Origin of the sequence: Paenarthrobacter sp. NPDC091669 (assembly GCF_044756725.1) — a bacterium.
In the GTDB taxonomy this organism is placed as follows: domain Bacteria; phylum Actinomycetota; class Actinomycetes; order Actinomycetales; family Micrococcaceae; genus Arthrobacter; species Arthrobacter bambusae_C.
This window is the reverse complement of sequence record NZ_JBIVTK010000009.1, coordinates 1-12,743: the sequence shown is the minus strand read 5'-3', so window position 1 is coordinate 12,743 and position 12,743 is coordinate 1. Positions and strand designations below refer to the sequence as shown.

10 protein-coding genes and 1 pseudogene are annotated in these 12,743 nt (G+C 62.5%); 8 read left to right on the top strand and 3 right to left on the bottom strand.

Annotated features, from left to right (window positions below; translation table 11 throughout):
- Positions 1 to 116 precede the first annotated feature (116 nt).
- Positions 117 to 1,586, top strand: coding sequence for an MFS transporter (locus tag ACIQLI_RS15580; protein WP_400390095.1), 1,470 nt, complete (start codon positions 117 to 119; stop codon positions 1,584 to 1,586).
- Between the two features lie 104 nt (positions 1,587 to 1,690).
- A complete protein-coding gene (locus ACIQLI_RS15575) occupies positions 1,691 to 2,683 on the top strand; it encodes a nucleoside hydrolase (protein ID WP_400390093.1) in 993 nt (330 codons plus the stop codon).
- Positions 2,684 to 2,783: 100 nt separating this feature from the next.
- Here the strand turns inward: ACIQLI_RS15575 and ACIQLI_RS15570 are convergent, their stop codons facing one another.
- Positions 2,784 to 3,536: a metalloregulator ArsR/SmtB family transcription factor gene (locus ACIQLI_RS15570; RefSeq protein ID WP_354230810.1), complete on the bottom strand. Its 753-nt coding sequence runs from the start codon at positions 3,534 to 3,536 to the stop codon at positions 2,784 to 2,786.
- Positions 3,537 to 3,987: 451 nt separating this feature from the next.
- Between ACIQLI_RS15570 and ACIQLI_RS15565 the strand changes: the two genes are divergently transcribed.
- Genes ACIQLI_RS15565 through ACIQLI_RS15545 form a run of 5 tightly spaced genes read left to right on the top strand, consistent with a single transcriptional unit; the run spans position 3,988 to position 10,355 of the window.
- Positions 3,988 to 6,063, top strand: a complete 2,076-nt coding sequence (locus ACIQLI_RS15565; RefSeq protein ID WP_400390091.1) for a beta-galactosidase — start codon at positions 3,988 to 3,990, stop codon at positions 6,061 to 6,063.
- Positions 6,063 to 7,043: an ABC transporter permease gene (locus ACIQLI_RS15560; protein ID WP_400390090.1), complete on the top strand. Its 981-nt coding sequence runs from the start codon at positions 6,063 to 6,065 to the stop codon at positions 7,041 to 7,043. The genes ACIQLI_RS15565 and ACIQLI_RS15560 overlap by 1 nt, the downstream gene beginning before the upstream one ends.
- A 56-nt stretch (positions 7,044 to 7,099) precedes the next feature.
- Complete coding sequence (locus tag ACIQLI_RS15555; protein ID WP_400390347.1) at positions 7,100 to 7,969, top strand: carbohydrate ABC transporter permease; 870 nt, start codon at positions 7,100 to 7,102, stop codon at positions 7,967 to 7,969.
- Positions 7,970 to 7,974: 5 nt separating this feature from the next.
- Entirely contained in the window at positions 7,975 to 9,624 is a 1,650-nt protein-coding gene (locus tag ACIQLI_RS15550) for an extracellular solute-binding protein (protein ID WP_400390088.1), read from the top strand.
- 8 nt (positions 9,625 to 9,632) lie between these two features.
- Positions 9,633 to 10,355, top strand: a complete 723-nt coding sequence (locus ACIQLI_RS15545; protein WP_400390086.1) for a DUF624 domain-containing protein — start codon at positions 9,633 to 9,635, stop codon at positions 10,353 to 10,355.
- Here the strand turns inward: ACIQLI_RS15545 and ACIQLI_RS15540 are convergent.
- Entirely contained in the window at positions 10,352 to 11,689 is a 1,338-nt protein-coding gene (locus tag ACIQLI_RS15540; RefSeq protein WP_400390084.1) for an amidohydrolase family protein, read from the bottom strand. The two genes, ACIQLI_RS15545 and ACIQLI_RS15540, sit on opposite strands and share 4 nt — an antisense overlap.
- Positions 11,690 to 11,886: 197 nt before the next feature.
- On the opposite strand from ACIQLI_RS15540, the gene ACIQLI_RS15535 reads away from it, so the two are divergent.
- Entirely contained in the window at positions 11,887 to 12,036 is a 150-nt protein-coding gene (locus tag ACIQLI_RS15535; protein ID WP_354230799.1) for a hypothetical protein, read from the top strand.
- A 469-nt stretch (positions 12,037 to 12,505) separates the two neighbouring features.
- Here the strand turns inward: ACIQLI_RS15535 and ACIQLI_RS15530 are convergent.
- Positions 12,506 to 12,743: pseudogene (locus ACIQLI_RS15530) on the bottom strand (HNH endonuclease); the annotation flags it as partial.

Genomic DNA, 12,743 nt, shown 5'->3' with positions numbered 1-12,743 from the left:
GGTTACCGACACTGTACCGGATGACTGTGACAGGTTGCACAAGCTCGTAATACATGCTTGTATAACAACTCACATCTCGTGGCGCCGCCCAGCGCCCTCGGACAAAGGAGTTTGATGTGAACATCCCCGCCGCCACAGGCCAGCAGACTGTAGACCCGCAGGCCGTCGACCCGCAGGCCCGAGCATCAACGCAGGCCCCAGCAGCAGCCAGTGACGAAGGCCGCTTCCACGGCAAAGCCGCCGCCCTCCTGATCACCACCCTGGTCCTGGCAGTGCTGGCCTTCCAGCTCAACGCCAGCATGATCACCCCGGCGCTCCCGCACATCGGCTCCTTCTTCGGCGAAACACCCGAAGCCGTGGCACAGGTCCAGTCGATGTTCTTCCTGACCGGCGCCATTGCAGGCCCGGTCATCGGGCGATGGAGCGACTTCATCGGCCGTCGCAATGCCCTCCTCCTGGTCCTGGCGATCATGGGCGCAGGAACGGTGCTGTGTATCTTCGCACCCACCCTGCCGCTGCTGGTCACGGGCCGCTTCATGCAGGGTGTTTCCAGCGCCATCTTTGCGCTGTCCTACATCGTCCTCAATGAGTACCTGCCGGCCCGGCTCTTCGGCACCTCCATCGGCATCATCGCGGCCATCAACGGCGGCGTCGGCGGCGTGGACGGCTACTTCGGCGGACTCATGGCCGAGACCCTGGGCTTCCAGTCGATCTTCGTCGCCGTCCTGGTACTGGCTGCGATCGCCGTCGTCTGCGTCATCAAAGTGGTCCCGGGCGGGAAGTCCGCGGTCGCTCCGGGGCGGATGGACTGGTGGGGCGCAAGTTCCCTGTCCGTGTTCCTGGTCTTCATCACCTACTTCGTCTCCACGGGTTCTTCGGCCGGCTGGACCTCCCCTGCTGCCCTCGGCCTGCTTGCCGGCAGCATCGCGTCCTTCGCGGCGTTCTGGCTCATCGAAAAGAAACGCGAAACTCCGCTGGTCGCCGTCCACCACCTCCGCTCACGGCAGGTCTGGCCCGTCATCGCCACCACCGTGCTGACCCTCGCCGGAATTTTCGCCATCATCAACTTCACCGTGGTGCTGTTGAGCCAGGACAAAGAAAACGGCTTCGGCCTGTCCGCGTCGGTTGCCGCCCTGCTGTTCCTCACACCCGCAGCGCTCATCGGTGTCTTCGCCGCACCGCTCGCCGGTTGGATCGCCGACCGCCGCGGCTGGATCAAGACGGTCCGCGTCGGCACGGCCACCAGCCTCGCCTGCGCAATCGTGGCTGCACTCTTCGCACACAACCAAGTGGCCGTCCTGATCGCCATCGCCGCCCTGGGCATCTTCTACAACGGCTTTTTCCTCACTGCCATCAACGGACTGTCCGTGCTGCTCTCGCCCAAGGAAGCACCGGCCGCTTTGCCGGGAATCAACGGTGCCTCCTTCGGGATCGGGGCGAGCCTCGGCGTCGTGATTGTTGCGCCGTTCGCAGGCCTTGGCACCGCGGCAGGATACTCTGCAGCCCTCTGGATTTCAGTGTCCATCACGGCACTTGCCTTCATTGTCAGCCTGTTCATTGCTGCTCCCAAGGGCGAAAAGATCTAACGCACGACGCCGGCACCCGGCTTTTCGCGTGCAGCTCACTTCTGCTTCAACCCGGCTCGCCCGCTCAACAAGCAGTCCGCTCCATCCTGAAACGAGAGACCATCATGACCCAGTCCGCACCCTTCTTCCTTGATTGCGATACCGGCATCGACGACGCCCTGGCACTCGCCTACCTCCTGGCCTCTCCGCGGGCGGAACTGGTAGGAATCGGCACGGTCAGTGGCAATGTCAGCGCGGCAGGCGGCGCCCGGAACACCCTGGACCTGCTGAATTTGGCCGGCCACCCGGACGTTCCGGTGGCTGTCGGTGCGCACGATCCACAGGTGGGTACGTTCCACGGCGGTGCCCCGCATGTGCACGGCGACAACGGCATCGGCGGAGTGGACCTGGTCCAGTCCGGTCGCGAACCCGTGAAAGCCACCGCCGCGGAACTGTTGGTCCAGCTGGCCCACCAGTACTCCGGGGAGTTGCGCTTGGTGGCCATCGGCCCGCTGACCAACATCGCGGAGGCGCTGCGTCTGGAACCCAAGCTGCCTGAACTGATTGCCGGGGTCACCATCATGGGTGGCGCAGCGCTGGCCCCGGGGAACATTACCCCTGTGGCCGAGGCCAACATCGCCAACGATCCCGAGGCCGCCGCCGAGGTGTTGGCCGCCGACTGGAACGTCACCCTGGTACCCCTGGATGTCACCATGACCAACGTCTTGGAGGAAAACCACCGCCAGGAATTGCTGGCCACCGAGCACCCGGTGTCGCAGGCGCTCGGCGAAATGCTGGGCTACTACTTCGGCTTCTACGTCGAGATCTTCGGCCGGGCATGCTCGGCGATGCACGATCCCCTCGCCGCGGCCATCGCCGTCAAGGGGGTGGAACTCACGCTCGCCCCGACCGTTCGCGTCCAGGTGGACACCACTGACGGACCCGGTCGCGGCCAGACGGTGTGCGATCTCCGCGGACAGTACGCCGGCTTCCCGGCGCAGCGCGGGGCCCGCTGCCGGGTAGTAATGGAAACTGGCGAGGACTTCGCACCGCACCTGCTGGGGACGTTGCAGGCGGCCTGGCTTTCTGAAGAACAGGAGACTGTGCCCGTCGCCTGACGGGCGGGAGACCGGGGTATCGACGACGACGGCGGCAGCGGCCCGCCGTCGTCGTCCGCGTTTAAGCCGCCCGTGTTTAAGTCGTACGCGGTTGAGACGGCTAGGTGTACATGAGCGAGCCGGGCGTGGTGAGCTTTTCGCCGGTTTCAAGCCACGTTTTGAGGCCGGACAGGATCATGGGCCAGCCGCCGTAGAGTTGGTCGTTGGCGCCTTCGCGGAGCTGATCGTGCGTGACGGTCAGATGGCAGGAATCGCCCACCGGTTCGATCTCCCACGTGATGCGCGACGTTCCTTCAGCCTTCACATCCTCGCCCCACAATGCCCGCATGGTCTGGACGAGCCGGCGCGGAGGATCGACTTCAATGTTCTCACCCTCGCCGAGCGGTGCGTCAGCGTTGACGTTGTGCATCTCGAAGCGGCTTCCGGGCGTCCAGTCCGAGGTGAACGTGTTGCCGAACTGGTACTTGCTGCGGATGTCGCTGTCGGTGATGGCTTCCCAGAGACGTTCCGGAGTGGTCTTGATGTAAATCTCGAAGATCTTTTCCATGGGACTTTCCAATCTGGATTTGAGGTCGCTGAGGGCAGCGGCCCATGGTTCTGCGTATTTACTCACCCAGCGATCGTGGATGAGGCGGATGGGTACCGGGTTCAGGAAGTGCAGCTTTTCGCGACCCCGACGGCGGGTGACCACCAATCCCGCATCTTCGAGCAGCTTGAGGTGCTTTGCGATGCCGAAACGGGTCATCTCGAACCGGGCTCCCAAAGCGGAGGCAGATTGTCCATCCTCGCGGAACAGTTCGTCCAGCAATTCCCTGCGGGTGGGGTCTGCCAGGGCCTTGAACACGGTGTCCATGGGTTCAGAATAGGTGACCATCTGGTCACGTGTCAACGGATTTGCGAACCTGATCCCCGGTGGCGTGCGGGGATCGCGGCGAGATCGTTGGAAGCGCGCGAGACCGCCGTTCCTGCCCCGGTGATCCCGCACGCTTCCCGCGACCTCGGCATCTGTCAGGGGTTCCGACTCGCCTCGCTGATGCGCGCCTGGAGTCAACGGAAGGCTCCGATAGTTTCCATGCTGAGTCGGAAACTTGCTCGATCCGGCGTGCGTTTATGCCCGCTATGACTGCGATCTGCCGCTCCGAAACACCCTCAAATCTGCGACATCGGCTGGATTTCCGGGTCCTCTGGTTACTCGCGGGTTTCCGATACCAACCTGTTGTTATTGCGTAAACTTTACGATAGTTTCTCTCTGTGATGTGCGTCGCACTGCGATGTGGGCGACGAAGGCCGAGTGAAGGACAACGATGACCATCCACCCTGAGGACTTGCGGACAGCCGAGGCGCGGCTGCAGCAACTGCACCAACGAATAGGCGGCATAGCCTACGGCGGGGATTACAACCCCGAACAATGGCCGCGCGACGTGTGGCTAGAGGACGCCAAACTCATGCAGGAGGCCGGCGTAAACCTGGTGACGCTGGCAGTTTTTTCCTGGAGCCGTCTGGAGACCAGCGATGGCGTCTTCGACTTTGAGTGGCTGGATGACGTCATGGACCTGATGCATTCGCACGGCATCGGGGTGGACCTGGCAACACCGGACGCTGTGCCGCCGGCCTGGTTGGTGGAGCAGTACCCGGACATCATGCCGGAGCGCCCCGACGGCAGCATTTTTGGCTTCGGGTCCAGGCAGCACTTCGATGTTTCCCACCCCGTGTACCGGGCCAAGTCACTGGCCTTGGCCGGGAAAATGGGGGAGCGCTACGCCAGCCACCCTGCGCTGCGGATGTGGCACGTTGGCAACGAGTACGGTCCGGTGTCCTACGGTCCGTGGGCTGAGAAGGCGTTCCGGGAATGGCTGCAGCGCAAATACCTGTCGCTGGATGAACTCAACCAGGCCTGGAGCACCACAGTGTGGGGACAGCTCTACTCCGACTGGAACCAGGTCCGCGTCCCCGCCCAACCCCGCACGTGGTCCAACCCGTCACGCCGCCTGGACTTTCACCGTTTCACCTCGGACAGCATGCTGGAACATTTCAAGGCCGAGCGGGATGTCCTTCGCCGCCACAGCCCGGACCTGCCGATCCTCACCAACTTCATGCGCTTCTACAAGACCAACGACTACTGGGCCTGGGCCGCCGAGGAAGACGCTGCGGCGCTGGATATTTACCCGGATCCTCGTGAAGAAGACGCTCACATTGCGGCAGCGCTGAACTTCGACCTCATGCGTTCACTCCGCCACGGCCAGCCATGGATGGTGATGGAGCAAGCCACCGGCGCGGTCAGCCAATGGTCCGTCAACGTCTCCAAGCTTCCGGGCAAGATGCGGCTCGGCTCCTACCAGGCAATAGCCCAGGGCGCAGATTCCATCCTGTTCTTCCAATGGCGGCAGGCCAAGGGCGGAACGGAGCGCTACCACTCGGCCATGGTGAACCATGCCGGTCCGAACACCCGGATTTTCCGGGAAGTCTGCGAGCTCGGCCGGGAACTGAAGTCCCTCGGTGACCTGACGGGCACACGCTCCACGGCCAAGGTGGCCATGGTGTTCGACTGGGACTGCTGGTGGGCGTTGGAGCTCGGCAACTCACCGAGGTCGGACCTGAACTATGCGCAGGAAGTCCTGCGTTTCTACCGCCCCCTGTTCGAGGCCAACATCACCGTGGATTTCGTCAACGCCAACAGTGACCTTTCCGGGTACAGCCTGGTGATCATGCCGGCGTCGTACCTGCTGACTGATGACGCCGCCGCCCGGTTCGAAAACTACCTGTCCGACGGCGGACGGCTGGTGGTCTCCTATCTCTCCGGCATCGTGGACCAGGACAACACCATCCGGCTGGGCGGCTACCCCGGCGCGTTGAGGAACGTCCTGGGGGCATGGAGCGAGGAAATGCACCCGCTCGCCGGAGCGGATGAGCAAGTAAAGCTCTCAACGCCCGACGGCGGCACCTCCTCCGCGAGCTACTGGACCGAGCATCTGCACGCCGAATCGGCCGAGGTCCTGGCCAGCTATTCCTCGGGCCGCCTTGCCGGCGCTCCGGCCGTCACCCGCAATTCCTTTGGTCTGGGCACTGCACTGTACGTGTCGGCACGCGTTGACGAGGACTTGCTGAACCAGCTCCTGGAGGACCAACTCCGGGCGGCTGGTGTGGAGCCGGAACTGAAGGCGCCTACGGGAGTCCAGGTCCGGCGTCGTACTGGCACCACAGCGGACGGCACCAACAAAAGTTTCCTCATCGTCCTCAACCACAACGATGCGCCGTCCAGCGCGGACGTGCTCGACGGCGGCACGGACCGCCTCAGCGGACGCGCGGTGACCGGGCTGGTTGAGCTCCCTGCCAACGGTGTCCTGATTCTCGACGAATCTGCAGGACGGGCGGCGGACTGATGGCACTACGACTGGACGTTCCGCCCAAGGCGATCGCGGGCCCCGAACCGGGCTCGGCGAAGAAACGGCGCAACAAGCCCGGAAGCTGGAAGCTGGCACTCAAACGCGACTGGCGCCTGTACACGCTGCTGGCACTGCCCCTGCTGTATCTGCTGATCTTCAGGTACCTGCCCATGGCCGGCAATGTGATCGCTTTCCGCCAGTTCCAGCCCGGCGGCAGCATCTTCGGCGAGAAGTGGGTGGGCTTCAAATACATCACCCTGTTCATCAACGATCCCAGCTTCTGGCAGGCCTTCCAAAACACCATCATCCTGGGTGTCCTGACCCTGGTGTTCTGCTTCCCAATGCCCATCATCTTTGCACTGATGCTCAACGAGCTGAGGTCGCAGAAGTTCAAGAAGTTCGTCCAGACCGTGGCCTACCTGCCGCACTTCATGTCCGTGGTGATCATCGCCGGCATGATCCTGCAGAACTTCTCCATGACCGGCACCGTGAACCAAATAGCGGAATCGTTGTTCGGAACCACCGTGAACTTCACCCAGGACCCGGGCTGGTTCCGGCCCATGTACATCAGCTCCGAGGTCTGGCAGACCATGGGCTGGGGCGCCATCCTTTACCTTGCCGCACTGACGCGCGTGGACGAATCCCTGTATGAGGCTGCCAGGATCGACGGCGCCAACCGCTGGCAACAGACCTGGCACGTGACGCTCCCCGCCATCAGGCCAACCATCATCACCCTGCTGATCCTGAACATCGGCACGTTCATGGCGGTGGGCTTCGAGAAGATCCTCCTCATCTACAACCCGCTCAACTACGCAACCTCAGACGTCATCTCCACCTACCTGTACCGGGTGGGCCTGGAATCCAGCAACTTCAGCTACGCGGCCGCCATCGGAATGTTCGAATCCGTCATCGGCCTCACGCTGATCCTCTCAGCGAACGCGATCTCAAAGCGCCTCGCAGGAACGAGCCTGTGGTGAACAAGACAGCTACTGCCATCAAGGGCGGCGCCGCCCAAGGCGGCCTGGTGAAGGACATGAAAGTCTCACGCGCCATGCGGATCTTCCGGGCCTTCAACCTGGTGTTCCTGCTGCTGGTGGTGTTCCTGACGGTGTACCCGTTCCTGAACATCATCGCCCAGTCGTTCTCCAGCGAAGGGTACATCAACGCGGGGCAAGTCAACCTGTTCCCGATGGGCTTCAACACCGAGACATACAAGCTGATCCTGGCCGACTCCACGTTCTGGAACAACTATGGCAACACCGTCCTGTACACCGTGGTGGCAACGGCCATCTCCATGGTCCTCACCACCTCCTTCGCCTACGCAATCGCCAAGAAGGACCTCAAGGGACGCAGCGTCTTCATTGGGTTGGCCGTGTTCACCATGTTCTTCAATGGCGGGCTGATACCCAACTACGTGCTCATCAGTTCCCTGGGCATGCGGGACTCCATCTGGGCCGTGGTGCTGCCGAATGCCATCAGCGTGTTCAACCTGCTCATCATGAAGTCCTTCTTCGAGAACATGCCCCGCGAACTGGAGGAAGCAGCATCGATTGACGGGCTCACCCAGTACGGGGTGCTGTTCCGGGTGGTGTTGCCGCTCAGCAAGGCAATCGTGGCCACCATGATCCTGTTCTACGCCGTAGCCAACTGGAACTCCTGGTTCCAGGCCTTCCTCTATCTCGACAACCCGGACCTCTTCCCGGTCACCATCTACCTGCGCAACATGATCGCCGGAGTCACCACAGCGGGCTCAGCCGGCGGAACAGCGGAGAACGTCGGCCAGATCGCCGCCAATATCCAGTCGGTCACCATCGTCCTGACCGTCATCCCCATCCTTTGCGTCTACCCCTTCGTGCAGAAGTACTTCTTCTCGGGCGTCATGCTCGGTTCCGTCAAGGAATAACCCTTATGAAAGGACATCCAATGATCCACAAACCTGAGCTCCGCAGACGAGATTTCCTTGGACTCGCCTCCGTTGTCACCATCGGACTCATGCTGACCAGTTGCGACGCCGAAACCACCGAAAAGGTGGACACGTCCAAGTCCCGCAACGGTGCGATGGACAGTTTCGGCGTTGGTGACACGTTCAAGGCGACGGTGCCGCTCACGTTCACGTTCCTGTTCTCGGACCAGCCGACCTACCCGTACAAGAAGGACTGGCTGCTGTTCACCAAAATGGCCAGCGACAACAACGTCACCTTGGAGCCCACCATCGTGCCCAACAGCGACTATGAGCAGAAGCGCAGCCTGCTCATCAGCTCCGGCAGTGCCCCGGAGATCATCGCCAAAACCTACCCGGGGCAGGAAGCCGCATTCGTGTCCGCAGGGGCCGTCCTGCCCGTCAGCGACTACGTGGACCTGATGCCGCACTTCCAGGAAAAGGTGAAGAAGTGGAAGCTCGAGCCTGAGATCGAAGGACTGACCCAGGAGGACGGCAAGTACTACGTGCTCCCCGGTCTCCACGAGGAACTCTGGCCCGACTACTCCCTGTGCTTCCGCAAGGATGTGCTGAAGAAGGAAGGCCTTTCCGAGCCCACCACCTGGGACGAATTCCGTGACGTGCTGCGTTCGCTGAAGAAGGCCTACCCGGACGTGGTGCCCTACTCCGACCGGTTCAAGGGCGACAGTGTCCTGAACATCGCCAGCGCGGCCTTCGGGACCGTGGCCGGATGGGGTCTGGTGGACGGCCTGCAGTTCGATGAAGACAAGAAGGAGTTCGGCTTCGCCGCCGGTTCAGATAAGTTCAAGGACCTGGTGACGTACTTCAACTCCCTGGTGTCCGAGGGCCTGATGGACCCTGAGAGCTTCACCCAGACCGACGACTCCGCCATCCAGAAATTCGTGTCCGGCAAGTCGTTCGTCATCAGCGCCAACTCGCAGAACGTCATCACCTACCGCACTTCCATGGAGCAGTCCTTGGGCAAGGGCAACTTTGAGATCGGCAAGATCACGGTTCCCGGTGGCCCGGCAGGAGACATCATCGGTGGAACCCGGTTGGAGAACGGCATCATGCTGAACTCGTCAGTGAAGGACAAAGACAGCTTCGTGGCACTCATCCAGTACATCGACTGGTTGTTCTACAGCGACGCCGGTCAGGAGTTCAGCAAGTGGGGCGTGGAAGGAACCACCTTTACCAAGTCCGGCGGCAAGCGCCAACTCGCCTCCGACATCAACTTCCAAGGCCTCAATCCCGCAGGCACCAAGGACCTCCGGGTGGAATACGGATTCTCCGGCGGCAACTTCGCCTACGGGGGCGCTACGGAACTGCTGCAGTCCACGTTCAACGACGAGGAATTGGCGTTCCAGAAAGCCATGAAGGCCAAGAAACCACGCCCTGTGCCTCCGCCCGTACCGTTCAACGACATTGACCGGGAGCAGGCGACCCTTGCACTCACGCCGCTTAAGGACCACGTGAAGCAGAACACCCTCAAGTTCATCACCGGGCAGCGCGCTCTGGGCGAGTTCGACGCCTACGTGAAGGAACTCGACAGCAAGGGCCAGACCAAGTACGTGGAGCTGGCGAATAAGGCGTACAAAGCGTACGCGGACAAGAAATAGCCCGTCTGATGGCGGCGAAGGAGGCACAGTACGGTTCCGGTCCCTTGTTCAGGGTGGCCGGGGTTGTGTACGGGGTCATGGTGGGCGGGGCATTGTTGGTGCTGGCCAACGTGCTGGTGGTGCTCATGCCCTTGCTGTCCGGGCTGGTGGGTCCTGCCGCCTTGTTGGGTTTCGTGCTGGTGGGCCCCTCCGTGGTGGCTTCCTGCTACGCCTTCAATCGGCTTCTCACCGGTGAGGATACGGGCGTTTTCCACGACTTCCTGAGATCTTACTGTCGCAACTTCAGCCAGGCTGCGGTGGTGTGGCTTCCCTACGCTGCCCTCCTTGCGGTCATCGTCGCGAACCTCTCCAGCCTGCCGGGCAGCAACCCTGAAACAGTTGCTGCCCGGATCGGGCTGGTGGGGCTTGGCCTCCTGGTGAGCACGGCAGCCCTGCACGCGATGCTGTTGCTTGCCCGCTTCAATTTCCGCACTGTGGACATCTACCGGCTGTCCATCTACAGCATTGGCGCCCGGAAAAGGGTAGCGCTCGGGAACGTGGGGATCCTCTTCATTGCGGGGTTCGTGCTGATCTCCACCAGCGTGTGGCTGATGTTGTTCGTCGGCGGCCTGATGGTGTACCTGTTGTGCCTGAACTCCCGGCCGCTGCTTGCGATGGTGGAGGAAAGGTTCACCGTGGCGGTGGCTGCCGGCGCAGACGTTTCCGCGGCCGGTTCTTCCCCGGTGGGCTAGAGGTTCGTCCGGACCACGGCTCCTTGGGCGATCACTGTGCTGATCTTTTCCAAAGCCGAGCCATCGGTGAGGGGATCCGCATCCACCACCACGACGTCGGCCATGGAACCGCGAACCAGGCGACCAAGATTGTCGCCGCGGCCCAGCAAACGAGCCGCATTGGTGGTGGCTGCCTGCAGAGCTTCCAAGGGGGTCAGCCCGGCTTCCGCGAGCAAGCGAGCCTCCGTGCCGATCGGCGTCACATCTGTTCCGAAGGAATCGGTGCCAGCCACAATCGTGACCCCAGCGTCCTTGGCTGCACGCACCGCGGCTTGGAGGATGGGTGTGTACTCCGTTCCGCGTGCAGCCAGAATGGGGTTGGAGGAGCGGGCCATGCTGGTGATGGCATCCATGGTGGGTGTGAAGAAGGTCCCGCGCCGGGCCATCTCCTGGATGGTCCTTTCCGTCATGAAGACGCCATGCTCGATGCTGCGAACCCCGGCCCGGACGGCGCCGTCGATTCCTTCTGCGCTGTAGGCGTGACAGAGGACGCCAGCTCCCTTGGCGGCTTTGACGATCGCTCCGAGTTGGTCCACGTTGTAGACCAACTCCCGGGGATCCTGCTCGGGAAGGCCGGCCCGCGGGTTTGCTCGGGTTTTGATGACCTCGGCGCCGCGCTTAAGGTTGATCCGGGTCAGGTACGCGAGGTCCTGCGGTTCCGTCACGCCACCGCTGAGCGTTGCCAAAGGTGCCAAATCCGGATCAGCCAGGAGGGAATCTCCCTGATCCGGTGAGATGAAGAGACCCGCCGGAGTCATCCTGGGGGAGAGTCCGGGAGCCCACGACGGCAGGGCGGCGAGGGCAATGTCCTGGTAGAAAGTGCTCGAACCGCTCCGTACGCTGGTGGCTCCGCCCTGCAGGAGGGCGCGGGCGTCGGCCAGTGCGTTGGCGTGGACGTGGGCATCGACGAGTCCTGGAAGGACCCATTTACCCGAGGCGTTGAGCCTGCGGGCACGGTTCGCGACGGCGGCAACAGCCTTGCGTGTTTCGTCCCGGGTGCCGACGGCGGCGACCTTGCCGCCGTCGAGCACCACCACACCATCTGCCACAGCATCGCCGGACTTTGGGTCCACCACTGTTCCGCCCTCGATAATGAGCGCCTGGGTGGACAACGGACGTCCGGGGTAGTTCGGGCCAGACTGCGCGTTGTCCGCGAGGGCGGCTGGCGCTGATGCCAGCTGCGCTGCGATGCCGGCCACGGAGATCCCGGCCAGTGCTGCAGCTCCGGCGAGGATGCCTCGGCGGGGCAACTCACCCTGGGGCTTGGGTGCTGAGGTGTGATCGTGAAGGCACATTGTTGGACTCCTGGGGAACGAGCTGCTGGGCCGCTACTTGGCTGCGGCAAAGCATTTGGTATTCCAGAATGCCTCAGTACTTCGGCGTGATGCAAGCAATAGCTGAAACTTGCCGAGGTGATCTGCCACTTGGTATGCCAAGGTAAGACGTCTCGGCGGAACTAACTGGTCGTATTGGTGGAAGCAATTGTCGGTACGTGGGGCTCCTCTTCGTTGCGGGTTACGAGCTGATCTCCACCAGAGAGTCGCTGATCTTGTTCGTCGGCGGCCAGCTTGTCTACCTGCTGTGCCTGAGTCCCAGGCCGCTACTGGCGTCGGTGGAGGTGGGTTTCATCGTGGCCGAGTAGACGGCTCGCGATGCACGCCGGAGGAGTTGGCACTGTGTACGCGTCGGTGTTTGAAAGTCACGGGTTGCAGGTTGCAGGTTGCAGGTTGCAGGCCAGCGCTGGCAACGCGCCGCTGTCTGCAAGTCACAGGTGGCGGGCACGTATTCGGCGCGGGGAACGCATCGGTGTTTGAAAGTCACGGGTTGCAGGTTGCAGGCCAGCGCTGGCAACGCGCCGCTGTCTGCAAGTCACAGGTGGCGGGCACGTATTCGGCGCCGGGAACGCGCCGGTGTTTGCAAATCGCAGGTCGCCGGCACCGGGAAGCGGCCCGAAAGCGAATAAAGTTTCGCCTGGCCCTCCAAAATTCCGACCCCGAAATTCACTCTCGCCCGAGCCCGCGGCGCATCCCGCGCACGCCGTTATACGGACAGCCCCGGGCAATCTTCGCCCGGCGCCCGTCTTGGGCGTGTTGATGTTCTGCCGACGCTTTCTATGTTCTATGGGGCGTGTTTCTGTGGGGTGTGTGGTGGTGGTTGCGTCGGGGTGTTTGGGTTGGGTCGATGTGGGGTGGGGGGATGAACCAGGGGACGCCGGTTTTCATGTCGATGCGCCATTGTTCTTTGTGGATGAGGTGGTGGTGGTGGTGGCTGCAGAGCAGGGTGCCGTTCTCTGTTGAGGTGGTGCCGCCGTGGGACCAGTAGGTGGTGTGGTGGGCTTCGCACCAGGGG

Excerpts from the sequence above, each read along its gene's own strand:
- ACIQLI_RS15575 (WP_400390093.1), top strand. The coding sequence starts at position 1,691 with ATGACCCAGTCCGCACCCTTCTTCCTTGATTGCGATACCGGCATCGAC.
- ACIQLI_RS15570 (WP_354230810.1), bottom strand. The coding sequence starts at position 3,536 with ATGGACACCGTGTTCAAGGCCCTGGCAGACCCCACCCGCAGGGAATTG.
- ACIQLI_RS15565 (WP_400390091.1), top strand. The coding sequence starts at position 3,988 with ATGACCATCCACCCTGAGGACTTGCGGACAGCCGAGGCGCGGCTGCAG.
- ACIQLI_RS15560 (WP_400390090.1), top strand. The coding sequence starts at position 6,063 with ATGGCACTACGACTGGACGTTCCGCCCAAGGCGATCGCGGGCCCCGAA.
- ACIQLI_RS15555 (WP_400390347.1), top strand. The coding sequence starts at position 7,100 with ATGAAAGTCTCACGCGCCATGCGGATCTTCCGGGCCTTCAACCTGGTG.
- ACIQLI_RS15550 (WP_400390088.1), top strand. The coding sequence starts at position 7,975 with ATGAAAGGACATCCAATGATCCACAAACCTGAGCTCCGCAGACGAGAT.
- ACIQLI_RS15545 (WP_400390086.1), top strand. The coding sequence starts at position 9,633 with ATGGCGGCGAAGGAGGCACAGTACGGTTCCGGTCCCTTGTTCAGGGTG.
- ACIQLI_RS15540 (WP_400390084.1), bottom strand. The coding sequence starts at position 11,689 with ATGTGCCTTCACGATCACACCTCAGCACCCAAGCCCCAGGGTGAGTTG.